General features: G+C 61.8%; 19 protein-coding genes and 1 pseudogene. 10 read left to right on the top strand and 10 right to left on the bottom strand.

Annotated features, from left to right (window positions below; all coding sequences use genetic code 11):
• Window positions 1-160: 160 nt before the first annotated feature.
• Window positions 161-964, top strand: coding sequence for an SGNH/GDSL hydrolase family protein (locus AC3G2C_RS03555; RefSeq protein ID WP_488383240.1), 804 nt, complete (start codon window positions 161-163; stop codon window positions 962-964).
• A gap of 9 nt (window positions 965-973) precedes the next feature.
• Here AC3G2C_RS03555 and AC3G2C_RS03550 read toward each other — a convergent pair whose 3' ends face one another.
• Complete coding sequence (locus AC3G2C_RS03550) at window positions 974-2,443, bottom strand: phospholipase D family protein (RefSeq protein ID WP_488383239.1); 1,470 nt, start codon at window positions 2,441-2,443, stop codon at window positions 974-976.
• Between the two features lie 369 nt (window positions 2,444-2,812).
• On the opposite strand from AC3G2C_RS03550, the gene AC3G2C_RS03545 reads away from it, so the two are divergent.
• Together AC3G2C_RS03545 and AC3G2C_RS03540 are read left to right on the top strand one after the other, a co-directional pair.
• Entirely contained in the window at window positions 2,813-3,151 is a 339-nt protein-coding gene (locus tag AC3G2C_RS03545) for a DUF5329 family protein (RefSeq protein ID WP_488383756.1), read from the top strand.
• A 504-nt stretch (window positions 3,152-3,655) separates the two neighbouring features.
• A complete protein-coding gene (locus AC3G2C_RS03540) occupies window positions 3,656-3,868 on the top strand; it encodes a cold-shock protein (RefSeq protein ID WP_488383238.1) in 213 nt (70 codons plus the stop codon).
• Between the two features lie 68 nt (window positions 3,869-3,936).
• Here AC3G2C_RS03540 and AC3G2C_RS03535 read toward each other — a convergent pair whose 3' ends face one another.
• Window positions 3,937-5,199, bottom strand: a complete 1,263-nt coding sequence (locus AC3G2C_RS03535; RefSeq protein ID WP_488383237.1) for an MgtC/SapB family protein — start codon at window positions 5,197-5,199, stop codon at window positions 3,937-3,939.
• A gap of 412 nt (window positions 5,200-5,611) precedes the next feature.
• Here AC3G2C_RS03535 and AC3G2C_RS03530 point away from each other — a divergent pair, with 412 nt between their 5' ends.
• Window positions 5,612-8,857 carry a TonB-dependent receptor gene (locus AC3G2C_RS03530; RefSeq protein WP_488383236.1) on the top strand — a complete coding sequence of 1,082 codons (3,246 nt, stop codon included), beginning with the start codon at window positions 5,612-5,614 and terminating at the stop codon, window positions 8,855-8,857.
• A gap of 364 nt (window positions 8,858-9,221) precedes the next feature.
• On the opposite strand, the gene AC3G2C_RS03525 is transcribed toward AC3G2C_RS03530, so the two are convergent.
• The 4 genes from AC3G2C_RS03525 to AC3G2C_RS03510 form a co-directional block, all read right to left on the bottom strand.
• Window positions 9,222-9,839 carry a DNA-3-methyladenine glycosylase gene (locus AC3G2C_RS03525; protein ID WP_488383235.1) on the bottom strand — a complete coding sequence of 206 codons (618 nt, stop codon included), beginning with the start codon at window positions 9,837-9,839 and terminating at the stop codon, window positions 9,222-9,224.
• Window positions 9,840-10,226: 387 nt separating this feature from the next.
• Window positions 10,227-10,511, bottom strand: coding sequence for a helix-turn-helix transcriptional regulator (locus AC3G2C_RS03520; RefSeq protein ID WP_488383234.1), 285 nt, complete (start codon window positions 10,509-10,511; stop codon window positions 10,227-10,229).
• Between the two features lie 154 nt (window positions 10,512-10,665).
• Complete coding sequence (locus AC3G2C_RS03515) at window positions 10,666-10,998, bottom strand: hypothetical protein (protein ID WP_488383233.1); 333 nt, start codon at window positions 10,996-10,998, stop codon at window positions 10,666-10,668.
• Window positions 10,999-11,235: 237 nt separating this feature from the next.
• Entirely contained in the window at window positions 11,236-11,982 is a 747-nt protein-coding gene (locus AC3G2C_RS03510) for a hypothetical protein (protein WP_488383232.1), read from the bottom strand.
• 106 nt (window positions 11,983-12,088) lie between these two features.
• Here AC3G2C_RS03510 and AC3G2C_RS03505 point away from each other — a divergent pair, with 106 nt between their 5' ends.
• Window positions 12,089-12,256, top strand: a complete 168-nt coding sequence (locus tag AC3G2C_RS03505) for a hypothetical protein (protein WP_488383231.1) — start codon at window positions 12,089-12,091, stop codon at window positions 12,254-12,256.
• Between the two features lie 139 nt (window positions 12,257-12,395).
• On the opposite strand, the gene AC3G2C_RS03500 is transcribed toward AC3G2C_RS03505, so the two are convergent.
• On the bottom strand, window positions 12,396-13,319 hold the full coding sequence (locus AC3G2C_RS03500) for a LysR family transcriptional regulator (RefSeq protein WP_488383230.1): 924 nt from the start codon (window positions 13,317-13,319) through the stop codon (window positions 12,396-12,398).
• A 142-nt stretch (window positions 13,320-13,461) separates the two neighbouring features.
• Between AC3G2C_RS03500 and AC3G2C_RS03495 the strand changes: the two genes are divergently transcribed.
• Complete coding sequence (locus tag AC3G2C_RS03495) at window positions 13,462-14,217, top strand: SDR family NAD(P)-dependent oxidoreductase (RefSeq protein ID WP_488383229.1); 756 nt, start codon at window positions 13,462-13,464, stop codon at window positions 14,215-14,217.
• A 325-nt stretch (window positions 14,218-14,542) separates the two neighbouring features.
• Here AC3G2C_RS03495 and AC3G2C_RS03490 read toward each other — a convergent pair whose 3' ends face one another.
• The 3 genes from AC3G2C_RS03490 to AC3G2C_RS03480 all read right to left on the bottom strand — a co-directional run bounded on the left by AC3G2C_RS03490 (window position 14,543) and on the right by AC3G2C_RS03480 (window position 20,356).
• Entirely contained in the window at window positions 14,543-17,617 is a 3,075-nt protein-coding gene (locus tag AC3G2C_RS03490; RefSeq protein ID WP_488383228.1) for an efflux RND transporter permease subunit, read from the bottom strand.
• A 47-nt stretch (window positions 17,618-17,664) separates the two neighbouring features.
• Window positions 17,665-18,756 carry an efflux RND transporter periplasmic adaptor subunit gene (locus AC3G2C_RS03485; protein ID WP_488383227.1) on the bottom strand — a complete coding sequence of 364 codons (1,092 nt, stop codon included), beginning with the start codon at window positions 18,754-18,756 and terminating at the stop codon, window positions 17,665-17,667.
• 88 nt (window positions 18,757-18,844) lie between these two features.
• Entirely contained in the window at window positions 18,845-20,356 is a 1,512-nt protein-coding gene (locus AC3G2C_RS03480; RefSeq protein WP_488383226.1) for an efflux transporter outer membrane subunit, read from the bottom strand.
• Between the two features lie 299 nt (window positions 20,357-20,655).
• On the opposite strand from AC3G2C_RS03480, the gene AC3G2C_RS03475 reads away from it, so the two are divergent.
• From AC3G2C_RS03475 to AC3G2C_RS03460, 4 genes and pseudogenes are all read left to right on the top strand, one after another.
• Complete coding sequence (locus tag AC3G2C_RS03475) at window positions 20,656-21,624, top strand: SOS response-associated peptidase family protein (RefSeq protein WP_488383225.1); 969 nt, start codon at window positions 20,656-20,658, stop codon at window positions 21,622-21,624.
• A gap of 270 nt (window positions 21,625-21,894) precedes the next feature.
• Complete coding sequence (locus AC3G2C_RS03470; protein ID WP_488383224.1) at window positions 21,895-22,251, top strand: DUF1428 domain-containing protein; 357 nt, start codon at window positions 21,895-21,897, stop codon at window positions 22,249-22,251.
• A 389-nt stretch (window positions 22,252-22,640) separates the two neighbouring features.
• Window positions 22,641-23,819: a GGDEF domain-containing protein gene (locus AC3G2C_RS03465; protein ID WP_488383223.1), complete on the top strand. Its 1,179-nt coding sequence runs from the start codon at window positions 22,641-22,643 to the stop codon at window positions 23,817-23,819.
• A 63-nt stretch (window positions 23,820-23,882) separates the two neighbouring features.
• Window positions 23,883-24,799 (top strand): annotated as a pseudogene (locus AC3G2C_RS03460) (IS3 family transposase); the annotation flags it as partial.
• Between the last annotated feature and the right edge of the window lie 108 nt (window positions 24,800-24,907).

Genomic DNA, 24,907 nt, shown 5'->3' with positions numbered 1-24,907 from the left:
GGACTACGAAGGCCACGCCCCGCCCTGGCCATGCAAGTTTCCTTCCAGCAAGCCGGGAGGGCGCACCCGCGCTGGCCCAGGCGGGACGCCACATGCTTAAGTAGGCCCCTTTCCCCATCGGTGTCCGTGCAACGGCCGCCAGGCGCACCAAGGAATCTGGATGAACGCTCAACGGTTGCTTTCCCTCGCCTGCCTGCTGCTCACCGCCGCCCTGGCCGCCAGCCCTGCTCAGGCACAGGACGAACCCACCGGCATCGTGGCGAACCCCTGCGCCAGCCAGAAAGCACCAGACCAGATGCCCTGGCCCCAATGGCAGGCCTACCTGTTTGCCCATGACTTCGGCCAGCTCTGCCATTACCGGGCAGAAAACGACGCCTTGCGCACCCACGGCACGGCGCCTCGCGTGGTGTTCATGGGCGACTCCATCACCGAGTTATGGGGCCAACAGCACCCCGAATTCTTCGGTGAGGGCAAGGTGGATCGGGGTATCAGCGGGCAAACCACCGCGCAGATGCTGCTGCGCTTTCGCCAAGACGTGATCGACCTGCACCCTCAAGCGGTGCACATTCTCGCCGGCACCAACGATGTGGCCGGCAACACGGGCCCCAGCACCCTTGCCCAGGTGGAGGGCAACATCGCCAGCATGGCGGAGTTGGCACGGGCGCATCACATTCGCGTCATTCTCGGCTCGGTGCCGCCGGCCGCGCGTTTTCCCTGGCGGCCTGGCCTGCACATCGGCAACACCATCGACACGCTCAACGCCTGGATCAAGAGCTACGCCGAGCGCAACGGCTTTACCTATGTGGATTACCACAGCGCCCTCACCACGCCCGACGGCGCCATGCAGGCCGATTTCTCAGAGGATGGCGTGCACCCCATGCGCAAGGGCTACAACGCCATGGAGCCCCTTACCGAAGCGGCCATCCGCAATGCCTTGTCCAAACCTTCGCGCGACGCGAAGTAAGCCCCTCCGTCAAAGCAACCCGTCGATAGGCAGCAGACGCAGAAGCGATACCTCGGTGCGTCGTTTTACCGTCGCGTCGGGTTCGCTGTGGTACGTCACCGGCTTATCGCCATTCTCCGCCTGCCACACCAGTTGCTTGGTCGCCGGATCCAGCATCACCTTGTACGCGTTGGTCGGCGCCGTGGCCGTGGCAAAAAAGGCATTGATGGCCTGCGCAAGACCAGGCGAATCCACAATCACGCCCATCTCGGTATTCAGCAGTTTGGATCGCTGATCCATATTGAGTGAGCCGATGAACACCTCGCGCCCGTCCACCACGATGGTCTTGGCATGCAAGCTGATACCGGAGGATTTACCCAGTGCCGTCGACTCCTGATGTTGGCCCGTTGACGGCTTGAGCTCGTACAACTGCACGCCACCCGCAACCAACGCCTTGCGGTAATGCACGTAGCCGGCGTGCGCAGCCGGCTCATCGGTCGATGCCAGTGAGTTGGTGAGTATCTTGATGGACAGCCCGCCTTGCGCCAGTGACACCAGGTGCTGGGTGCCTTCCTCACCTGGGATAAAGTACGGCGTGGTCGCCACGATCTCGTGCTGCGCGCCATCGAGCATGGTCTTGATGTCGGGCCCGATGCGCAGCGCCGGAACATCGCCGGACACTTCGATCTTCTCCGGTTGATCGGCCACCAGCCGCGCCTCACCCCAAAACCACACACCGCGCTTGTCAGCGGTGGGGCCATTGGGCAGCTCATCCAGCGCGGCCTGCGCATAGTCCGATTGCGCGAAGGTGCGCGCCTCCTTCTTGAGCGTTGCTCGTGCCTCAACCAGGCGCTCGCCGGACATCTCCGTCTTCGCGAGCGTGTTAAGTGGATAAGCCGCGCTGCAGTTCCAATAGGCGTCGAATGCATCGGAAGCCTGCGGCACCACCGGGCCAATCGCCACCACATCCAAGTCGCGGAAGTGCGTATCGCTGCCCGCATCGAAATACGGGTCGCCGATATTGCGCCCGCCGATCACCGCCACTTGGTTATCCACAATGAACGACTTGTTGTGCATGCGCCGATTCAGGCGACGCCACTCCAGCATGAACTGCGTGGCGCGCGACACCAGCGAAGGATTGCGCGTATCCAGCGGGTTGAACAAACGCACCTCGATGTTCGGGTGCAGGTTCAATGCCTCGAAGAGGTGATTCTTGTCGTCAAAATTATTGTCGTCGATCAGCATGCGCACGCGCACACCGCGATCCGCCGCCGCCAGCAAGTGCTGCATCAGCAAATGCCCGGTCATGTCATTGGCAAAAATGTAGTACTGCAGGTCGATGGAATGCTTGGCGTGATCGGCCAGCGCCACGCGACTGAGCAACGCGTTGGAGCTAAGCGTTAGCAAGCGAAAACCCGACTGCAGCCCATGCGCAGTCACCTCGGCGCTGGCGTACTTGGCCGCCGGCGTATCCTTGGCGGGCGGCAATTGATGCGTCACGACCTTATCCGCACTCGGCGGCAACGGCGAACAGGCTTGCAAAAGAGCCAACGAAAAGAGCACCAGCCAGCCACGTGTGCGCATGTTTCCACCCCGTTGGGTTGAACCAGCTAGCCCGACTACTGCGTAGGCAACCGCCTACTGATGTAACACAACCGCCCCGCTCCTGCCTGACCGCCCGGCAACCCCGACCTCACCCAGAGCAGTGAAACACACCATAGGTTTAAGCCCCATACAACACGCGTGGCTACGCTGCGATGGATTCGCCTTGGTATCGTTTGCGAATCACGGACGAATGCGGACCCCACCTTGCTACGAGGCTACCTTGTGCATCTCCACCGATGGCTCGTTTCTCTCGTTGTGCTCCTGATGCCCCTGAGTGCGCTTGCAAAGGGCGATGATGTACCCGCTGCAACAAGCCAACGTGAAATTCAGGCCCTGCTGGATTTCGTCGCCCATAGTCCATGCACCTTCATCCGCAACGGCAAGAGCTATGACGCCGTGCTTGCCAAGAAGCACCTGGAAGACAAACTCAACTACCTGCAACGCCGCGACCAAGTGCACACAGCCGAAGAATTCATTTCCCGTGCCGGGTCGCAAAGCAGCCTTAGCGGCGAACCTTATCGGGTGAACTGCAACGGCCGCGAGCAAAACTCCGCCGATTGGCTCACCGACGAACTCAAGCGACTGCGGCAACGCCAACCCTAGCGGTAGCGTTTGCTTGCCCGTGCATCACGCGGAACAGCCCCGCGGCACCTGGCCAGCACCGGGTTAGGCGACACCTCCGACCAACCCGCGCACGCCATGGCAAGGCCGGCTTGCCACCCTTGAACCCGGTTTGGCACGTGCTCACCCCTCGTGAGCGCGCGCCCAGGCCCTTGAACACACCCGCCCTCATCGGTCACCCAGTCATGGCGCATTTTCTTACGGTTTGAGGCTGGGCCTAGGCTGGCGACCCATGCACCCCGACTTTGGCCCCGCCCCACGGGCCAAAAATCGGTACCGAGTGGGCAATTTCTGAACAGCAGACACCGAATTCAGTTGCCCTTTGGGCCAAGCCGCTCTATCGTGGGCGGGCTGAGTTTCAAGGGTCACCGTGAATTGTGGCCCGATGCTGTAGATAGCAGTTCCACTACACCGTTGTACCCGCTTCCTCCTTGCGACCAGCTTATTCGCCGCCAATGCGGCTTAATTCGTTCCAAGGGAATTAACATGTCTCAAGTAGAAACCGGTGTTGTGAAGTGGTTCAACGATGCCAAGGGCTTCGGCTTTATCAGCCGTGACCAGGGTGGCGATGACGTTTTCGTGCACTTCCGCGCTATCCAGTCCTCGGGCTTCAAGAGCCTGGTCGAAGGTCAGAAGGTGACCTTCACCGTGACCAAGGGCCAGAAGGGCCTGCAGGCGGAACAGGTTCAGGCTGTCTAAGCCTCCTGCCTTGCGCAAGAAAAAGCCCGGCCATGTGCCGGGCTTTTTTGTGGTCGACTTACGACCCCTCATACGCCCGCCAGGGCCGTTACCGCGAATATCGCATTGACGATCGTCAGCGACACACCAACGCGCAGCGCATACGCGCGGCGGCTTCGCCAAAACGCAATCAAGCATTTCCACACCCCATTGGTCGCCATGGCAATGACGACACAAGGCACCGCATGCGGCACATCCACCTGCCCCGATGCCACCGCCTGAGCCACGGCAGCAGCCGCAGCGTGCACGTCCGCCAGGGCGGACAACGCCGTCATCCACGGCAAGCTGGCGTTACCTAGCTGTGCACGCAAGATGGCAAGAACAAACATAACCGCCGCCAGCAACGCGACCAGCTTGAGCACCGCCAACGGGTTGAACGGGTGCTTTTCCAGAACCAAACCGTCACCCACTGGCTTGAGGAACGATTGCCAGCTCGCCGACACCCCGGTCACCACCGACGCCACCCCGGCCGCCAGCAACGCGAGCGCAATCTTTTCCAGCAACGTCGCTGAGAGCGCACCCACCACCACGGCGAACTGAACCACCGTGCCCACGTTCGACATGATCGCCGCGCTGGCGGCAGGCGCGGCGTGCGCCTTATCGGCTCTGGCGCGCTCGGCCATGGCCAGCACCGTCGCCGTGCTCGAAACAAACCCGCCTGCCACGCCGGCAATAGCCAGCCCAAACCGCGTACCGAGTATGCGAAGCGCGAGATAGCCAAGCGTGGAGATAGACATCATCGCCACCACCAGCAGCCACAGTCGGCGTGGATTGATTGCCTCCCACGGGTCCACCGGCACATCGGGCAGCAAGGGCAACACCACGAACGCGGCGGCCAGCAAAATAAGGAGATCCTGCAATTCCGCTGCGGTGAGCCAGCGGCGGGAAATATGGTGAAGCTTGTGCTTGCTTGCCAGCAGTATCGCGACGACCACGCCGATCGCGCCCGCCATCGCCGGTGAGGTGTGTGCAAACACCCCCAACAGAAACGTCAGCAACATCGCGATCTCGGTGGTCAGCCCGGGGTCGCGTTGCCGCGTGCGCCGATAACTCACCGCCATGGCCAGCGACAGAAATGCGCCGGATACATAGATACCCGCGGGCCCAATGAGCGCCGCCAGCGCGCCCACCAACCCCACAATGGAAAACGTGCGTATGCCCGCCGGCGCGCGATCGGGCCCCTGACCTTTGCTGCGCTCTCGTTCCACGCCAATCAGCAAGCCAATGGCCAGGGCCGCGACAACCCCTGGTACCTGCGCCAGCACACCGCCGATGGCCGATGGGTAAGTCATATGTCGATAAGTCGCACGCCTGTGGCTGCATCTCGCCATGCGCCCGCAAGCTGCACCATGCAACCGCAACCGTGTGGGTGGCACGACTATCTGTAGCCGCTCTGGGCAGCCTTTTCTATAGCACTTTTTGAGTGGCCCAACCTTGCGCCATAGACGCACTCGCGCCCACGCAACGACTCGGCCAGCGCGCACGGCGCACGGCTGCGGTGAACGGGTCGTCAGTCTGGCGTTAGTGAGACAACGTAAGGTTGTCATTCGGCAGGCGTAGTGTTGAAGGTTGATTTGCGCGACCGGGTGGGTCTTGCCCCGGCCGCCGATCATGAGGGGCTCGCTAGCCATGGATGGACTCGCGGCGCATTGGCGCGGGCTCTCCGGGGCAGGGGCCAGGAACCCCACGAAACAAGGACATTCGATGACTAACCCTAATCGCCTCAGGGCGTTGCCCTTTGCCATTGCGTCGCTGCTGGTCGCCGCGCCCTTGGCCGCGCAGAACATCACCACTTCCGGCGTCAGCGGACGCGTGGTGGATGCGTCGGGTCGCCCGGTGGCCGATGCCACCGTCACCATCGTTCACCAGCCCTCGGGCACCACCAAGCAAGTAACCACCGACAGCGATGGTCGCTACGCCGCGCAAGGTCTGCGCGTGGGCGGCCCGTTCGAGCTGACGGCCCGCAAGGACGGCATGGCCACCGGCGAACAGCACGATATCTACCTGCAGCTTGGTCAGCCCTCCACCATCAACCTCAGCCTGGGCGCTACGGCACAAGCCGCCAGCACGCTCGGCGCGGTAACGGTGAACGCGTCGGCGCTGGCGCAGACCTTCTCCTCGGACAACAAAGGCTTGTCCACCAACCTCTCGCAAAAGCAGTTGGAAGCCACCCCGCAAGGCAACCGCTCCATCGACGACATTGCGCGTGTAGACCCGCGCATCACCGTCATCGATCAGGGCGTTGGCTCCATCTCCGCCAACGGCATGAACAACCGCTACAACAACATCGCGGTTGACGGCGTAAGCCAGGGCGACCCGTTTGGCCTCAACGCCAACGGCCTGCCCTACCAAAAGTCGCCCATTTCGCCGGAGGCCATTGCCAGCTACAACATCTCCACGGCCAACTTCGACACCACCTCCGACACGGTGGGTGCGGACGTTAACGCGGTCACCAAGTCGGGCACCAACCAGTACCACGGCTCGGTGTACTACTCCTACCGCAACGCCAGCAAACTCGTGGGCGATGCCGGTTGGTTGCCCAGCAGCAACCCGGGCTACTCGTACAACGGCTACAAAACCGATTGGACGGGCGGCTTCAACGTGGGCGGCCCCATCGTCAAGGACAAGCTGTTCTTCTTCGTGTCCGCCGAGCACGAGCGCACCAACGGCATTGGCGCCGACTCCGCCAACGGCCTGGACTACTCGCTGGGCAACGGCGCCTCCACCAGCAACAAAGTGTCGCCGGGCGACCTGCAAAAGATCATCGACGCCGCCACCAAACTTGGCCTTAAGCCGGGCACGTTCGGCGGTGCCACCGGCCTGGCGTACGACGACAAGCGCTACCTCGGCAAGATCGACTGGAACATCACCAACGAACACCGCGCCAGCTTTACCTACCAGCGCACCGAAGAAGAACTGCCCGCCGTGGGCGGCAACAGCGCCAACAGCGTTGGCCTTACCAGCTACACCTATACCAAGGCCATTACCACCGACAACTACGTGCTGCACCTGTTCGACGACTGGACCGACAACTTCTCCACCGAAACCAAGGTGGGCTACCAAAAGTTCGTGCAGGACACCACGGCGCCGTACCAGCAGCCTGCCGTTAACGTGAACCTGTCGCCCGACGGCAAGGGCCCGTCGGTGAACCTGGGCGAAGAGCGCTACCGCCACTACAACCACATCGATACCAAAAAGCTCAGCCTGTTCCTCGCTGGCACCTATATCGCAGGCGACCACGCCATCAAGGGCGGTATCGACTACCAGAGCAACAAGATCAACAACCTGTTCGGCCAAACCCAGTTTGGTCAGTACAACTTCTGGGGCATCAACAATTTCCAGAGCGGCAACTACAACTCGTACATCCTCTACCACCCCGCCCCGGGCTACACGCTGGGCGACATTGCAGGCCGCTGGACGTATAGCCAGTACAGCCCGTTCTTGCAGGATACCTGGCAGGTCACCGACCAACTCTCGGTGCAATACGGCGTGCGCGTGGATATACCCGATGCCAACGTAAAGCCCGAGTACAACGCCGCCTTTGAAAAGGCGTTTGGGTTTCCCAACAACTTTGCCATTGGCCCCGGCAACCGCGTGGTAGAGCCGCGCCTGTCGTTCAACTACATGTTCGACAGCAGCTACCGCACCCAACTGCGTGGTGGCCTTGGCCTGTTCCAAACCACGCCGCCCATCGTGTGGTTGACCAACCCCTACCAGAACAACGGCGTTACGCTGCTCAACTACACCTCGTACGCGCCCTCCTCGGCGCCGTTCAGCCCCGACCCGCTCAACCAAAACATTCCGGCCGGCGGTGGCGCGGGCTCGATCGACACCATCGACCCCAACTTCAAGATGCCCACCGTGTGGAAGGCCTCGCTGGCACTCGACCGCGAACTGCCGTGGTGGGGCTTGATGGCCTCTGCCGAGTACCAGCACATCAAGGTGCGCGACGGCATTCTCTATGAAGCACTGAACTTTGGCGCACCCACCGGCACCCTGCCGGACGGCCGCGACCAGTTCTGGAAAACGCCGGGCGAAGCACCCAAAACCGCCGACGCGCTCGCTAACCAGAACCGCGCCTTCAGCAACGCCTCCACGTACCTCACCAACACCCACAAGGGTAAGTCCGATACGTTCACCCTGGCGCTCAGCAAGCCGTTTGGCGATGAGTTCTCGGGCACCGTGAGTGCCACGCTCAGCCACGCCACCGACGTGGACCCCGGCACCGACACCATTGCCTTCAACGGTTACTCGCGCATCGCGCGCCTTAACCCCAACAGCGATGTGTCGGCGGTGTCCAACTACAACGTGGCCAAGAGTCTCAAGGCCTCGCTCAACTGGCAGCACGCGTTCTTCGGCAATTACTTCACACAGGTGTCGCTGTTCTACAACGGCCACACCGGCACACCGTACACCTGGGTGTTTGCCAACGACGCCAACGGCGACACCATCGCCGGCTGGGACCCGGTGTACATCCCCTCGGTGAACGACCCCAAGGTCACCTACGCCAAGGGCACCAGCGCCCAGGTGATTCAGCAGTTCCAGAACTACCTGGCCAACGACAGCTACCTCAAGGATCACCGCGGCCAGATCGCCACGCGCAACGGCGCCACCACCCCGTGGGTGAACCAGTTGGACGTGAGCTTCTCGCAGGAAGTGCCCGGCATTTTCGCCGGCAACAAGGGCGTGGTGCGCCTGGATATCTTCAACTTCCTCAACCTGCTCGATAAGCACTGGGGCGATGTGCGCAACACCGGCATCTACCCCACCCGTACCCTGGCAAGCTACGCGGGCGTCAACGCCCAAGGCCAGTACGTGTACTCGCTGCCTACCGACAAAAACGGCAACTACCAACCGCAACAGCTCACCACCTACGACGGCGGCTTCTACGACCCCAGTCGCGTGGTGTCGCGTTGGTCCGCCATGGTGACGCTGCGTTACACGTTCTGATCGCGCACGGGTTATCGCGGTAATAACAGGAGCAGGTGCCGAAAGGTGCCTGCTCTTTTATTTGGCAGCATGCAAACACCGCGCGCGCATACCCTATGCGACATCACGCATGCGTTACTAAGGAAGGCCTGATTAATCGACTTCTTGTCCGTCATTCCTGCGGAACTCAAAAAGGGGGCGAGAGCAGGAGGTGCTTTCTAACAGCCGAAGGGCTGGTCATCCCGTGCTTTTCCATTCAGAGAATGACAGGCACTGGGTGACCAGCCCTTCGGCTGTTGAAAGGCGCTTCCAGCATTCGCTGGGATGACGATTAAAATCAGAGTTTCCCTAACACCGCCGGCATCGTTGCCCACGCTCAACCGCATCAAGCGCGCGATGGCCCCGACACAAAGCGACTGCCGGGCACGCTCCATCGCCATGGCATATCCGTCGCTACGCGAATGCCAATGCGCGGGCTGCGCAGCGGTGCGCTCGGCGCGGGCATGCCATCGTCCACCACCGCGAAGCCCTGCTGCGCCCGCACCAGATCAATGCCGTTCTGTGCGCCGGTAATGCCGAGCGCCTGCGTGAGGCGCGCTGGCCCGCGGCAAAGGTCGCGATCGGGCGTGCCGCCGGGGCGAGCGCGGCGCATCAAATCCACCCCGTGCAAAGGCTCCAACGCGCGAATAAGCACACCGTGGCCTTCTGGCCCGCACACGCAGTTGCAGCACCAGTGCATGCCGTAGGTAAAGTAGACATACATGTGACCCGCCGGCCCGAACATCACCGCGTTTCTCGGCGTTTGGCCGCGAAACGAGTGCGCTGCTGGGTCGGTGGCGCCGGCATAAGCCTCCACCTCCACAATGCGCCCTGCGCGCCCATCGGCCCGGGCGAGGATCTTGTGCAGCAGCAACGGTGCTACCGCCGTTGCCGGCCGCTCGAAAAATGCACGCGGTAGCAACAAACCCGGCCACGCCACTGCGGGATGCACCCCAGGCGACATACGCTGGCTCCGCCCATGTCATAGGAGTGGCCATCGTAACCCGATGAACCTGCTCCGCCCTAAGGATGCTCTGATTTTGATCGTCATCCCAGCGAATGCTGGAAGCGCCTTTCAACAGCCGAAGGGCTGGTCATCCAGTGCCTATAAATCTTTGAACGTAAAGGCGCTGGATTCCTGCTTCCGCAGGAATGACGATCAAAATCAGAGCATCCCTCAGCGTGAGCCTCAGCCGCGCCTGTGCGGATTCGGTGGGCACCATGAGCGGGTCGAACAGCTCATCGCACGGCGTCGTGCGAGCAAGCACACGCTTTGCGCGCCGCCGCGTGCTGCAACAGTCAGCGCGCGACAGCGCTGCACTGTGACCGCGCACTGCATGGATGCAACCCATTACATATCGGCCCCATCCAACTCAAACCGCGCCTCCAACACCATCCAGTACAAGGCCGTTGTGTTGAACGCGCGCGCAAACATCTTCGCCAGGTCGAGTGTCATCGGCTTGCCGTTCATCATCCAATCCTTCAACTGCGCGCTGGTGATGCCGATGCGCCGCGCCGTCTGCGCAAAGGTGAGGTCATCCGGCAGCATGTAATCGTGCAGCAGCACCTGCGCGGGTGAGCGCACGGCCAGCACACGGCTGACGTACATGCGCGGTGAGAGGGGAATCCGACTCATCACTGTCCTTAGTTGATGTGCGTGCACGCTCAAACACGCCGGCGCGAGCGCAGCGATAGATGTAGGCAATTGCCCGGTTTGGTCGTAAGTGATCACCAAGGTGCGGCACACCGGCAACACGCCCGGTGCGCCGCGAGGGCGATCAACGGACGGGTCAGGTGCTGGCGGCGGGTTTTTGGCCCAACAAGCGCGCGTAGGTGTGCAAGTAATGCACGGCTGTCGATAACCCCGCGGATTCCAACGGGGTTAGGGCTAGCTGGCGTACTGGGCGGGAACCTCGGCGCGGCGGGGCGAGGAAAGCCTCCTCGCTATCCATCAGCAGACCCAGCAAGGCGTCTGCGGAGCGGGCAATACCGATCAGCGTTAACAACCGCTGCTCTGCGTCCCCAACCTCAGCTGGGGGAGCCAGCGTGTCGGCGGAGGTCGCGTGCGTATCCTCTGGTGGGAAAGACGGGCGTGCGCGTGCCGTATGATCGTGGGTAGCCATGATCAACTCTCTATCTAGTTGGTGATGGTTAGCGGGTCGTGAGTGTTGGTAGCACTCGCGGCCCGCGCCTCATGACCCGAAGGTCACGGTTGCGCGCCAAGCGGATTCAGACACTCCACGCGCAACGAGAGGCAAAGTAGCAGAGCCCCACCAAACACTTTGTCAGGCGAATACCCGTCGCGCCATGCGGGCCAAGCGCGCAAGTACGGCGGCATGCGCTGTCAGCGGGCTAAGCGATCAACCCGCCGCCACACCCACCGCCTCGCGCCCCGTCAGCTGCCTGTACACCGACGCCAACGGCGCCACCACGATGGCAGTGAAAGGCCCCACCAGCACCAAGCTCAAGGCGATCGCGGGCGCAAAGGTCATCATCAGCACCTCAACCGAGGGGAACGCGCCTTGGGGGAACAACGCCAGCAAGTGCTCCCTGTCAAAACCACCCAGGCGCCAATACGCCATGGCGAGCACGACGCATTCGGCCACGATGGCTGTGGCAAACACAATGACGCCCAGCGTGACGCACGTGCCAATTAGCTTCCAGGCATGAGGCTTAGTGAATCGCCACGAGTCGAACAATCGAAAGTCCCTCTCGACAAACGACATCACCGGCCCCAACGAAAGCCGAACCGCCACCCACACCAAGGCGCCTATAGCCGCGATAGCCACGCCACCGACAAGCACCACACGCGCCAAGATCACCGCGGTTGGGTCCGGCAATAAGCCGCCGAGCAGCCACGCCAAGCCACCAAGCGCAGCGCCGCCGAGCATCATCGCGAACAACGCCAGAAAGAGCATCGCGCTGTAGACAAAGGTGGTTAGTGCCAACCAAAGCTCTTGCTTGCCAAGGCGCAAGGAAAAGAAGCGGTTGTTCTCGGGCTCCAACATGCTGCGATACACCGCGCCCATCAAAAGCACGCGACCCGCCAAGGTAACCACAAACAACAACGGGTTCGCCATCATCATCCAGCCTTGCACCCGAAACATCTCGGGACTCGGGCCTGCGGCTGGGTCCATATGCTTCATGCTCGCAAGAACCGCCGGCATCTGTGAAAGCATATGGCCAAACACAAACGCCATCGGAGCTATGGCAATGAGCGCATACACCACGCTCCAAGCCACCACCGACAACGGCCGCCGCGCGATCAGCGAAAACCCCGATCCGATCGCCTTGCCCATCGAGAAATCTGCCATGTTCGCCCCTGTTGCCTATGGTTCGGTTAGCCGCAACTGCAATGCGTTGGTTGAGGTCGACATTTAGTCGATGGATAGTGCGCCACCGTTAGGAAGCGCACCCATCAGAACAGATGACGGAAAGCCCCGCCGGACTTCTCTTATTTTGCTCGTCATCCCGGCCAATGCCGGCATGACGAGCAAAACATCGTTCAATCAGGCCTTGCCTATCGCGCGGAGTGGTGACCATCAAAGGGCTGGAATACTTTCACCGCCCAGTTGATGAAGGATCGCAGCCGCGCGCTTTCGTGCTTGGTACGCTGAAACACGATGTGGATGGGGTGCAGTGGACGCTTCCACTCGGGCAGCACCTGCACCAGCTCGCCTGATTCCAGGTAGGGCCTCGCCATAAAGCCGAACGTTTGCCCAACACCCAAGCCATTCACGATGGCGTTGAAGTGCGCGCTGCTTTCGTTGAGCAGAATTCCTTGCGTGCTTCTCGGGTCGATCTCGATTTGATCATCGCCCCGGTTGAACACAAGAGGAAATGGGCGGCCGGTAAGCGAGGAAAAGTAACCTACCGTATCGAACGCTTCACGAAGGTCATCCGGGTGGGCGGGAGCACCATGAATGTTGATGTACTCCGCGCTGGCGCAGGTGATGTAATCCAAACTGGCGATTCGGCGAGAAACCAGCGATGTATCGGTAAGCTCGCCGCCGCGAATGACGCAGTCCACCGCGTCACCCACCAGATCGACATGACGATCGCTTACGCCAAGCTCTAGCCGCACATCGGGGTAGGCCTTTCGAAAGGAAGGCAACTGAGGCAGCAGAATGATGTTGGCCAGCGAGGAACCCACGTCCACCCTGAGCCGGCCGCGCGGGCCTTGATTTGGGTCGGCGAAGAGAACATCCATCTCTTCCAAATCGCTGAGCACTTGGATCGCTCGCTGATAGTAGGCTTTCCCCTCATCCGTCACCGTTACTTTGCGGGTAGAACGCAGCAGGAGCTTTACGCCCAAGTGCCGCTCCAGATCCTGGACATATTTGGTGACGGTTGCCCTGGGCATGTTCAAGGTATCCGACGCTTTTCCAAAAGCGCCGGACTCCGCGATTCGAACAAACACCCGCAACGCTGCCAATTGATCCATGGACGAACTCCTTTCGACGACTAGCTTGTGAACTTAACTATTCATTCTAATGAATAATCATTTTCTGCCTGTCATCTTAATCTGACATTCTTTTAGGCCTATCGTCCTCCCATCGCTTTCACCTACCGATGGGAGAACTCACATGAGCAAGCGTCTGAATGGCAAGGTTGCACTGGTGACGGGCGGCACCAGTGGTATTGGTTTCGCGTCCGCCCTGGAGCTGCTTAACGAAGGGGCCAAGGTGTACATCACCGGCCGCCGCCAGGCGGAGCTGGATGCGGCACTCACCGCCATGGGCGAGGGCGTGGTTGGCGTTCGCGGCGACGTGACCAAGCAGCACGATCTCGATGCGCTGGCCGACCTGATCAAGCGCGAGGAAGGCCACCTGGACATCCTTTTCGCCAATGCGGGCGGCGGCAGCATGGCGCCCCTTGGCCAGATTACAGAGCAGCACTTTGACGACACCTTCAACCGCAACGTCAAAGCTCTCGTTTTCACCGTGCAGACCTTGCTGCCGCTGATGAAGCCCGGCGCCTCCATCATCCTCAACGGCTCCATTGCCGGCAGCACGGGCACGGCCGCTTTCAGCATCTACAGCGCCTCCAAGGCTGCTGTGCGCAGCCTGGCGCGTAGCTGGGTGCTGGACCTGAAGGATCGCGGCATTCGCGTGAACGTGGTGAGCCCCGGCTCCACCAACACGGTTGGCCTGGCCGAGTTGGCCGGCGAAGGCAAGGAGGCCCAGGAAGGCCTGCTTACCTATCTGGCTTCGCTGGTGCCCATGGGTCGCCTTGCAGATCCGTCTGAAATTGGTCGCGCGGTAGTGTTTCTCGCCTCGAACGATTCGAGCTTCGTCAACGGCGCGGAGATCGTCGCGGACGGCGGCCAGGCTCAGGTTTGAAGAGATCGCCACGGAAGCGCGCATAGCGCGTCCGTGGTGGGAGTTCGAGTGGAGCATCGAAGGTGCCGGCCCAAGGCTGGATCACGCCCAGCGCGGTCGACATGAAGCCCCGTGGCACCCTTATCACTTCTGCATTCTGACCCACGGCCACGCGCGTCTTGGTATCGCCAAGCATGTTGGCGAGAAAGACACCGAGGCGGGCGAGATGACAAGCGTGTTGCCCGCCTGCCGAGTATCCGTAAATCGCGACTCAGGAGGTTGAATGCGGCCCGCCGTTGGCGGGCCGCGTCTCCATAGCGCCTGCACAGGGCGACGCTTGGAATACTCATACCTCGAGTCGGTCATCGGGCCTGGCGACCAGGGTGTAGAGCACAGGCATGAGGAACACACTGATCAGCAACCGGGTGAACAGGCCACTGACAATCACCAGGGCGAACGGTCGCTGCGTATCCGTGCCGACGCCCGTGGCGATGGCTGCTGGAAGCAGACCCAGCGCAGCTACCAGTGCCGTCATCATGATCGGCCGTAAGCGAAGGATGGCGCCTTCGCGAATGGCCTCCGCGAGGCCAGTGCCACCTCGCCGCAGTTCGTTAACGTAGGAGATGTAGACCACGGCCGTCTGCACGGACACGCCGAACAGCGCTAGGAAGCCAATGCCCGACGACACCGAGAATGGTGTACCGGTGATCCACAAGGCGACGATGCCGCCCACCGGCGCGGACAACAGCACGCCGAGAACGGTGATGAACGGAAACTTGAAATTGCTGTAGAGCGTAAAGAGCAGCAGGAAGATCAAGGCGAGCGTGAGCGGCAGAATCACGTTCAACTGCGCGCGCGAGGCGGTGTACTCGGTGTACTCGCCACCCCAGTCGATGCGATAACCCTGTGGCAACTTGACCTTGCCGTTGACCTGTTGGATGGCGTCTTCCACGGCACCGGCGAGATCCCGGCCTTCCACGGAGAACTGCACGCCGATGTAGCGGGAATTGTTTTCGCGATAGATGAAAGAGGCGCCGTTGATTTCCTGGATATCGGCGAACTCCTTGAGTGGCATCTGTTGTCCGCCCGGCGTGGTCACCAGGATGTTCCTGATCTCCTCGGGATTGTCCCGGTACTTCTGTTCGAGCCGGACAACGAGGTCGAACTGCTTTTCACCCTGAACCACCTGCGTGGCGACGTCGCCGCCGATGGCCGTCTGAATGAGTCCGTTGATGTCGGAAACATTCAGGCCGTAGCGGGCGATCTTTGCGCGGTCGATCTTGATGCTCAGGCTGGGCTGCCCCAGTTCCTGTACCAGCGTGACATCGCGGATGCCGCGCACGTGCTCAAGCACCTTCTTGATGCTCTTGCCTTTCTGCTCCAACGTGTTGAGATCGGGTCCGAACACCTTCACCGCAAGCGCGCTCTTGAGGCCGGTTTCGGCCTCGTCCACCGCGTCCTCGGCGGGCTGGGTGTAGTTGAAGATGATGCCGGGAAACGCTTGAAGCTTTTGGTTGATGGCTTCGATCAAGGCGCCCTTGTCGCGGTACGAGCCTTTCCATTGGGCATAGGGTTTGAGCCCGACGTAGAACTCCACGTTGAAGAACCCGGTTGGATCGGTGCCATCGTCGGGTCGCCCCAGCTCGGAGGCGACCGTGGTGACCTCGGGAAACGAGCGCAACACTTCGCGCAGCTTGGGCGTGATCTTCGACGCCTCCTCAAATGAGATGGTGTACGGCATGGTCGCGCGTACCCACAACGCACCCTCGTCCAGTTGCGGCATGAACTCGGCGCCGATACGGGGGATGAGCAGCAGCGACAGCAACAACACTACGGCCGAGGCAGCCGCTGTCAACCAGGGCTTGGCGAGGCAGGCGTCGAGGCCTTTCGCGTAGACCGATTTGATGGCCTCGAAGATGCGATTGCGCCGCTCTTTCACGCCCTTGCGCATGAACACGGCGCACAGCACGGGCAGCAAGGTCAGCGTGATCACCAGCGAGCCAACCAGTGCGAAGATCATCGTGTCGGCCATAGGCTTGAACAGCGTGCCCGACGGCCCCGACAACACATAGATCGGGAGGAAGCTGACCACGATCACGGCCACCGCGTAGAACAGCGGTCGGTCTACTTCGGCGGCGGCATTGCGGATGATGTCTTTGACATTGAACGACGCACCGCGCTGGTCGGCTATCTGCCTGAAGATGTTCTCCACCATGACCACGGCGGCATCCACAAGAATGCCGAAGTCGACCGCGCCGATGGAGAGCAAGTTGGCCGAGGCCCGTTGCACGTCCAGGCAGATGAAGGCGAACAGCAACGCCAGGGGAATGGTAGTGGCGACGATCAGGCCAGCACGGAAGTCGTAGAGAAAGAAGATCAGCACCACCACGACGAGCAGCATGCCGCGTAGCAGGTTGTCTTCGACGATTTTCGTGGTGAGCGTGATGAGGTCGGTGCGGTCATAGAACGGAACGACCTTGACGTCCTTGGGCAGAATCTCCTCATTGAGCTGGCGCGTCTTCGCCTCGACCCGCTTCAGGACGTCCTGGGTTTTTTCGCCGGTGCGCAACAGGATCACGCCTTCCACGGCGTCATCCTGTTTTTCGTAGCCGAACTCTCCCAGGCGCGGCGCGATGCCGATGACGACGCGACCGATGTCCTTCACCAGTACGGGCACACCGTTGTGAACGGCCACCACCACGTTGCCGATATCTTCCAGCGTTTCCATGCGGCCGGCGCCGCGCACGTAATAGAACTGTCCGCCTTGCGAATAGAAACCGCCGCCAGCATTGGCGTTGTTGGCGCCCAGCGCCGCCTCTACCTGCACGGCGGACAGGCCGACGGCGGCGATCTTGGTCTGGTCGAGCAGCACCTGATACTGCATGGTGCCGCCGCCGAACCCCGAGTCGTCGGCCACGCCGGGCACGGCCTTGTACTGCGGCTCGACGGTCCAGTCCTCGATGGTCTTGAGGTCCATCGGCGAGCGGTCGGAGCTTTGCAATACGTAGCGATAGATCAGGCCTGACGGCGCCGACAGCGGCGACACCGACGGAGTGACACCGCTGGGCAGGCTCAGGTCGCCAAGGCGGTTGAAAACTTCCTGCCGCGCAAAGTTGTTGTCCGTGCCCGTTTCAAAAGTAAGGATGACGTCGGACAAGCCATAGAGCGAAATGGAGCGCGTCGTGGTGGTCTTTGGAACGCCGTTCATGCCCAACTCGACGGGTACGGTAATCAGCCGTTCCACTTCTTCCGCGGCGTGCCCAGGCCATTGCGTGATGATCTCCACGATGGGCGGCGAAAGATCTGGATAGGCGTCCACCGGCAGGCGCTTGAGCGAATGCGCGCCGGCGCCTGTCAACAGAAGCGTCAGCAACAGGACGAGAAAGGGCTGCCCCAGCGACGCAGTGACGACGCGGTTCATGATCGACGCCGTCCGTGACGGCGACACGGCGGATGGAAGCTGATCGCTCATTGGTTTTGCATGAACTGGACGAAGATGCCGCCATCCACCACGACCTGCTCGCCGGCGCGCAGGCCGGCGGCAATGTCGAACTGGTCCCCCGTGCGATAACCCAAGGTCACGCGGCGCCGCGCGAAGCTGCCGTCACGCTCCACAACGTAGACAAAGGGCAGGTTCTCATCGTCCCTAAGCAGTGCAGAGACCGGAACCAGCAGTCCTTCGGTTTCGTGTTGCGAGTGAATCTGCACACTCACGTAGGCCTGCTTTTTCAGCAGGCCTTGTGCGTTGTCCACCACGATGCGCACGGGTATCAACCGCGTGTTCGGATCGATCATCGGGGAGATGCGGCTGACCGTGCCGACCAAATGTTGCTCGCCGACGCCCGTCGCGATGTCCGCGGAGTCACCCGGTTTCACCGATGCGGCATCGGCTTCTGCGACCTGCGCCATCACCCACACATGCGACACGTCGGCCACCGTAAAGCACGGGGTGGTGCCTGCCTGAAGAAGTTGGCCCGGCGTGATCTGCCGGTCGACCACGGTACCGGCGGTGGGCGAGCGGATGACGCCATTGATCGACCCGATGGGTTTGCCTTGTTCGATGGCCTTGATGACCGTGGGGTCGACGTTCAACGAGACCAACGTTTTCAGGGCAGCGTCGACATCTGCGTCGGCGTTGGCGGCATCGGCTTGCGCCTGGTCTTCCTCGCGTTTGGCAACGCCTTCGTGCTCGACCAGGTCTTTTTCCAGATCGGCAAGGCGCCGCGCGGTATGCGCGGTGGTCAACGCCTTGCGATACGCAGTGACGGCGGCGGCGTAGTCGGGCGAATCCACCGTGGCGAGCGGATCGCCTTGCTTGACGTGATCCCCAATGTCGACCAGCAGGCGCGACACCGGACCGGACATCGGCGCCAGCACGGCCGTGGCGTGATCGTTGTTGAAATCCACGGAGCCGGTGGCTTCCACGGTGCGGTGGTATCCGGCACGTACGACGTTATAGAGCCGGATATGACTACGCTGGTCCGGCGTCAGTGTCACATTGACGGGCGTGGTGGACGCCGCTGGTGCGCCTTGGTCGCTTTTGCCGGAGCACGCGGCCATGCCGCACGTTGTCGCAAGCAGCAATGCGATACCGAGATGGCGCGCGCATGGTCGCTGCTGCCGCTTCGAAAGCGACCCATTCAACACTTTATTTTCCATCGTTGTCCCGGGCTAGATCCGCGCGATTCCACCATCCACCACCAAGGGCCTGAAACAACGCCGCCGTGTCGGCATATCGGCTGGCCTGGGCCTGCACCAAGGTGATGCGCGCTTGCTGGTATGACTGTTCCGCACTCAGTAACGAAAGGTAGTTGGCGTAGCCAGCCCGCGATTGCCGCTGCGCCAGATCCAGCGACCGCTTGGCTGCCTCCGCGGCGGCGGCCGCGGCCTTCAGCCCGGCGGCATCCTGGTCCAGCGCCACCAGTGAGTCGGCCACGTTTTGGAAAGCGCCCATTACCGTGCTGCGATATTGTTCGGCGGCCTGCACATAGGCCGCTTTCGCAGCACGCTCCTGATGCAGCAACGTGCCGCCCTGGAAGATCGGTGCGGTTAGGTCCGCGCCAAGACCCCAGAAGCCCGTGCCTGAGGTAAACAACTGATTCATGGCCAACGCCGTGCTACCCGCGTTGGCACTCAGCACGATGTTGGGCAATCGATTGGCGATGGCGACGCCGATCTGGGCGCTGGCCGCGTGCATGTTGGCCTCGGCCTGGAGCACGTCGGGGCGCTGCGCCACGAGTGTCGACGGGAGGCTGACGGGAAGCTCCTGCGGCAGTTGGAGCGAGGACAGATCGAATGACAGGTTCGATGCCTGCGAAGGGTACTTTCCCACCAGCACAGCGAGCAGATCGCGTTGTTGCGCCAGCTGCTTGAGCAAAGGCGGCAGCGTGGCGTTGACCTGGGCAAGCTGCGCTTCCTGGGCGGCAAGGTCCAGTCCGCCGGCGTAACCCTTGGCGAACTGATCGCGAAGGATCTTGACCATGTGCGTGTTGATATCCACCAGCTCGCGCGTGGCATCCACCTGCGCCTGCAGCGACGCGAGCTGCACCGCGGCGACTACCACGTTGGTGCTGAGGGTGATCTGGGTCGCGACCATCTGGTACCGAACCGCCTGCTCCTGCGCCTTGACCGACTCCGTCGTGCGACGGGTCAGGCCAAAAATATCCGGCGCATAAGAGACGCTCACCTGCGGCGTGAACAGGTTGTACTGGATGGCGTTGGAGCTTGGTGTGGGCGAAATGGTGCCGGCCTGCTTCTGGCGGCTGGCGGAAAACGTGCCCGACACATTGGGGTAGTAGCTGCCGCGTTGCGCCAGCACGTTCTCTCTTGCGACCGACAGCGCGGCCTGTGCCGCCTTTAAGTCATGATTGTTGGCGAGCGATTGGTTGATCAGTTCATTGAGGGCCGCCGAGTGGAACAGCGTCCACCAGTCCCCTGGAATATCGGCGCCCTCAGCGAAGCGCTGCGCTTCGCCGCCGGCCACGTGTTCGGTTGCCTCGGTGGTGACGACCTGCTTGGCGGTGTACTGGCTGACCTCCGGCGGTGCAGGGCGCTTGAAGTCAGGCCCAACGGCGCAGGCTGACATCAACGACGAGGCCAGTATTGCGACAAGCCACCGGCCACGCGGCAAGCACGGTTGAACGGACCACGATACAGACATAGCCAGAACGATTCTCTCTGCCGAACTCCATGATCCAGGCGAAAGCGGCCCCGCAGCGTCTCCCTCGATCTTCGCGCCCGGCCATGCCTCAACCCTCCCACGCGCAGATATAGCATAGGCGCGGCGGCGATCCCCCGCGCGCGCGGCGAAAGTTTTCGCGATCGGCTGGCCTGCATTCCACGATGAATCCGATCCTGTGCAGCACGAGGCTTCAGCTCAGGCCCACCCCTGGGTCGCGTACAAGCGCGAGAGTATGCTGACCCTCCTCGGGGCACCGCCCCCGCGGTAGGGGTTGTGCCGTGTGCTACTCCGCCCAGGTCGAAGCCGACTACGACAAGTTCGTCCGTACGTATGGCGCCATCATCAGCTTGAAGCGTTTTGTTGAGCTGTTTTGGGAGAAGCGCAAAGACGGTGGCTGGACCAAGATTCCCAAGGCGATGCGCGAAGCCTTCCGTAAGCCGCAGGGCCAGGAAGGGTTTGAGCTCGCCAAGATCGTCGCCGAGGGCGATCGCGAGCTGGAGGAAGCGCTGAGGGCCGAACATGCCGCCCAAACCGAGCGACTGGCCAAGGCGGAGGCCGTGCTGGCCGGCCCCAAGCCAACCAAGAAAGCGCTGGAAGACCAACGCATCGCGCGAAAGAAAATCAAAGCGGCGGAGCGCAACCTCGACGACCTTTTGCGCCGCGAGCCGGAGCCCGATGACTCGCGCATCTACCCCGGCAGCTATGCCCCGGTGATGATCGAGAAAGACGGCCAGCGCATCGTGGTGCCCATGCGCTACCAATGCCGCCTACCCGGCTGGGACGAAAAAACCGAGCGCAAATACCCGGGTACTTACAACGCCCGGCGCGACAAGCTGGAGGAGTCCTGGGGCAAGCTCTTTGGCCACCGGCACGGCATCCTTATCGTGACCAAGTTCTACGAGAACGTCTCCCGCCACAAGATGGAGGGCCGAGAGCTTGGCCCGGGCGAAAAGGAGGAGAACGTGATCCTCGAATTCGACCCTACACCACCCCAGGAGATGCTCGTCGCCTGCCTGTGGAACATATCGCCCCACGGGGACCATGGCACGGACCTGTTCTCGTTCGCCGCCATCACCGACGAGCCGCCGCCTGAGGTGATCGCCGCGGGCCACGACCGCTGCATCATCCCGATCAAGCCCGAGTACATCGACGTCTGGTTGAGCCCAGACCCAAGCAACTTGCAAGCCCTGTACGACATTCTGGATGACCGGGCGCGACCGTATTACGCGCACAAGCTCGCCGCCTGAGGCGCGCGACATGGATGCTTTACATTGCCAGCGACGCGGAGCGCTCCGGCATCAAGGCACACGCCGCTGCACGTTCTTGATCAAGCTTTGGGGGTAACCGCCGGATACGCCGTGCCGCTCTGAGGCCGCCCTTCACACCAAGGAGGCACACGTTGCGCTTTCCTGCGCTGCCGGGTCGAAGAGCGCGCCTGTGTCGATCCCACGCACACTCCTTCGTCGCATGCTTGAGGGCGACCATGCCGGCCGCCCCTTCCTGCCTAGGAAACTGCCATGTCCTACATCGATGGTTTCGTCATCGCCGTACCCAACGCCAACCGCGAGCAATTCATCGACTACGCACGCACCTTCGACACCATCTTCATCGAGTTCGGTGCCATCCGCGTGGTCGAGTGCTGGGGTGACGACGTGCCCGACGGCAAAGTCACCGATTTCCGCCGTGCCGTGCAGGCCACGCAAGAGGAATCGGTAGTGTTCTCCTGGATCGAATGGCCCGACAAAGCCACCCGCGATGCCGGCATGGAAAAGGTCATGAAAGACCCACGCATGGACGCCGCCAACCCTATGCCCTTCGATGGCAAGCGGATGATCTTTGGTGGGTTCAGGGCGGTGGTTAGTTTGTCGAAGTAGGGAGGCTGTGATCTTGCCCATCGAGGCCAAGCGCTCCAGAGCCAAACTTTGCTTCCGGGTACCCGTCGTTTGAGCCACGTGGGCCAAGCGCTGGCTTGGCGCGCATAAGTCTCTGCGCGAACGCACTGTGTGACACGCCCTAAGCGTCTGGCGGTGGCGCGGAAGCGATACATTTCGCCCGCCTGACATCCACTCGTCGTTTCCTGCGGACAACCGAAGGGGCCACCTGTTGGCGTAGGTGCACTTATTGACGCTTTCGGTGCCGGTGCTACAACTCCTCAAGACGGTATGCACATCTGCCGATATGGCAGCGGGAATGCCTCAGGCTTCTCCTAGCGGATCGAAGATGAGCAGAATCGTCCGTGGCACCATCGTCACCCGGAGAGACTATGGAATGGATCGCGGGCATATTGCATGCAGGCACATTGTTGCTGGTCAACGCGTTGCTGGCCGCCCTGGCTTCCGCGCTGTTTTTCGCTTTGTATCTGGGCCACCCCAGGGTCAAGCGTATGCCCGGCGTGCTGCTGTGGGGTGAGAGTTACGCAGCCTTTGCACTTGGCTTCGGCGTGCTTTTCCTGCCGGCCTTTCACCTGGGCTTCCCAGGCCTGGGGCTGGTGGGCAATCTGTTGATCGACGCGGGTGCGGTGTTGGCATTGCTCGCGGTCAACGTTTACCTGGAGCTGGCACGGCGACGGCTGTGGGTGCTGATCCCGGTGGTCGCCATCGCGCTGGTCGAGTTCTGCCTGGTGCTTGCCGAAGGCGAGAATCTTCGCCACATGGTGATTCTAGGTGGCGCACTGACCGCCCTGCTCACCGTCGCCACCGGCACGGCGTTCTGGCAGTGCAAGGATGAAGCGCAGCGGCCGGTTGCGCGCTTGGCGGCCCTGTTCCATTTTCTATGGGCGGCCATGCTGCTGGTGCGGATGGTGTGGTGGATTGCTCAGCCGGTCGCGTTTGCCGGACATGACCCCACCTCGACCTTCGGCCTGCTCTCGCGCATCGTGCTTACCTGGGTGATTACACCAAGCCTGCTATGGATGCTTACGCGCAAGCTGGACGCGGAGCTGATTCGTCACGCTAGCCAAGATCCCTTGACCGGCGTCGCCAATCGTCGCGTAATGTGGGAGGAAGGAGAGCGGCGACTCGCCGCATCAAACCCACGAAGCGCCCCTGTGGCCACGCTCATGATTGATGCGGACAGGTTCAAGTCGATCAATGACCGATGGGGACATGACGGCGGCGATCAGGTTCTCGTCGCCATTGTCGACACGCTGAGGCGGCATATCCGCGAAAAGGACATTCTGGCTCGAGTGGGCGGCGAAGAGTTTATGGTGCTGCTTGATCACGCTGAAGCGGTCGCGGCAAAGGAAGCGGCGGAGCGATTGCGGCAAGCCGTGGAGAAAGAAACGATCACCTTGCCATCCGGCGAGACGCTCCGTTGCACCGTCAGCATCGGCTACTGCGTCTCCAGCGGCCGAGAAAAGAGTTGGCGCGACGTGGTTATCGCTGCCGACCAAGCGCTTTATGCGGCCAAGCGGGCAGGCCGCAATTGCGTCGTCGGCGGGTAATCCCCCACCCATTAGCTGACCCCAGAAGTGGAATTTTCTCGTAGTCTGACCCGAGGAGGTTCCATGAAGAAGTCTCGATTCACCGACAGCCAGATCCTGGCCGTGCTCAAGCAAGCTGAGGCCGGCACGCCTGTGCCGCAGTTATGCCGCGAGCACAGCATCAGCTCGGCGACGTTCTACAAGTGGCGCAGCAAGTTCGGCGGCATGGATGCGTCGCTGATGTCCCAGCTCAAGGAGCTGCAGGACGAGAACCGGCGTCTGAAGAAGATGTACGCCGACGCCCAACTCAGCGCGGAGCTGCTGAAGGAGGCGATGGCAAAAAAATGGTGAGGCCATCTCAACGCCGGGAGATGGCCCGATGGGCAGTCGAGGGCGGGCGCACGAGTATCCGGCACGCCTGCCAGACCTTTTCGTTGAGCGAGACTAGCTATCGCTACCAGGCCAAGGCGAGCGAGGAAAACGCGCGAATCGCGGACTGGCTAGTCAGGTTGACCGCGGCCTACCGGGACTGGGGCTTCGGCCTGTGCTTCCTGCACCTGCGCAACGTGAAGGGGTTTGGCTGGAACCACAAGCGGGTCTACCGCATCTATCGAGAGCTGGAGTTGAACCTACGGATCAAGCCGAAGAAGCGGCTCGTGCGCGAACGGCCCGAGCCGTTGACGGTGCCCGACACGATCAATCAGGTCTGGTCGATGGACTTCATGCACGACCAGCTCGGCGATGGTCGCAGCTTCCGGCTGCTCAATGTACTGGATGATTTCAATCGCGAAGGACTGGGGATAGAGGTCGACCTGTCGTTGCCGTCGGCCCGCGTCATCAGGGCGCTGGAACAGATCATCGAGTGGCTCGGCAAGCCGCACGCGATCCGCTGCGATAATGGGCCCGAATATATCAGTGGTGCGCTGCTCACTTGGGCCGCACAACGTGGCATCCGGATCCATCACATCCAGCCGGGCAAGCCGCAGCAGAACGCCTACGTCGGGAACTGTCGATTGACCTTGTCCAGCGGACACGGTGCCTTGCTGTCGCTGATCGTCGTACGTATGACCTTGCCGCGCATCACGCCGCGCAAGCCAAGCCGGCGCATC

Source organism: Frateuria sp. sgz306004 (genome assembly GCF_057750885.1).
This window is presented reverse-complemented; position numbering and strand designations above follow the sequence as displayed.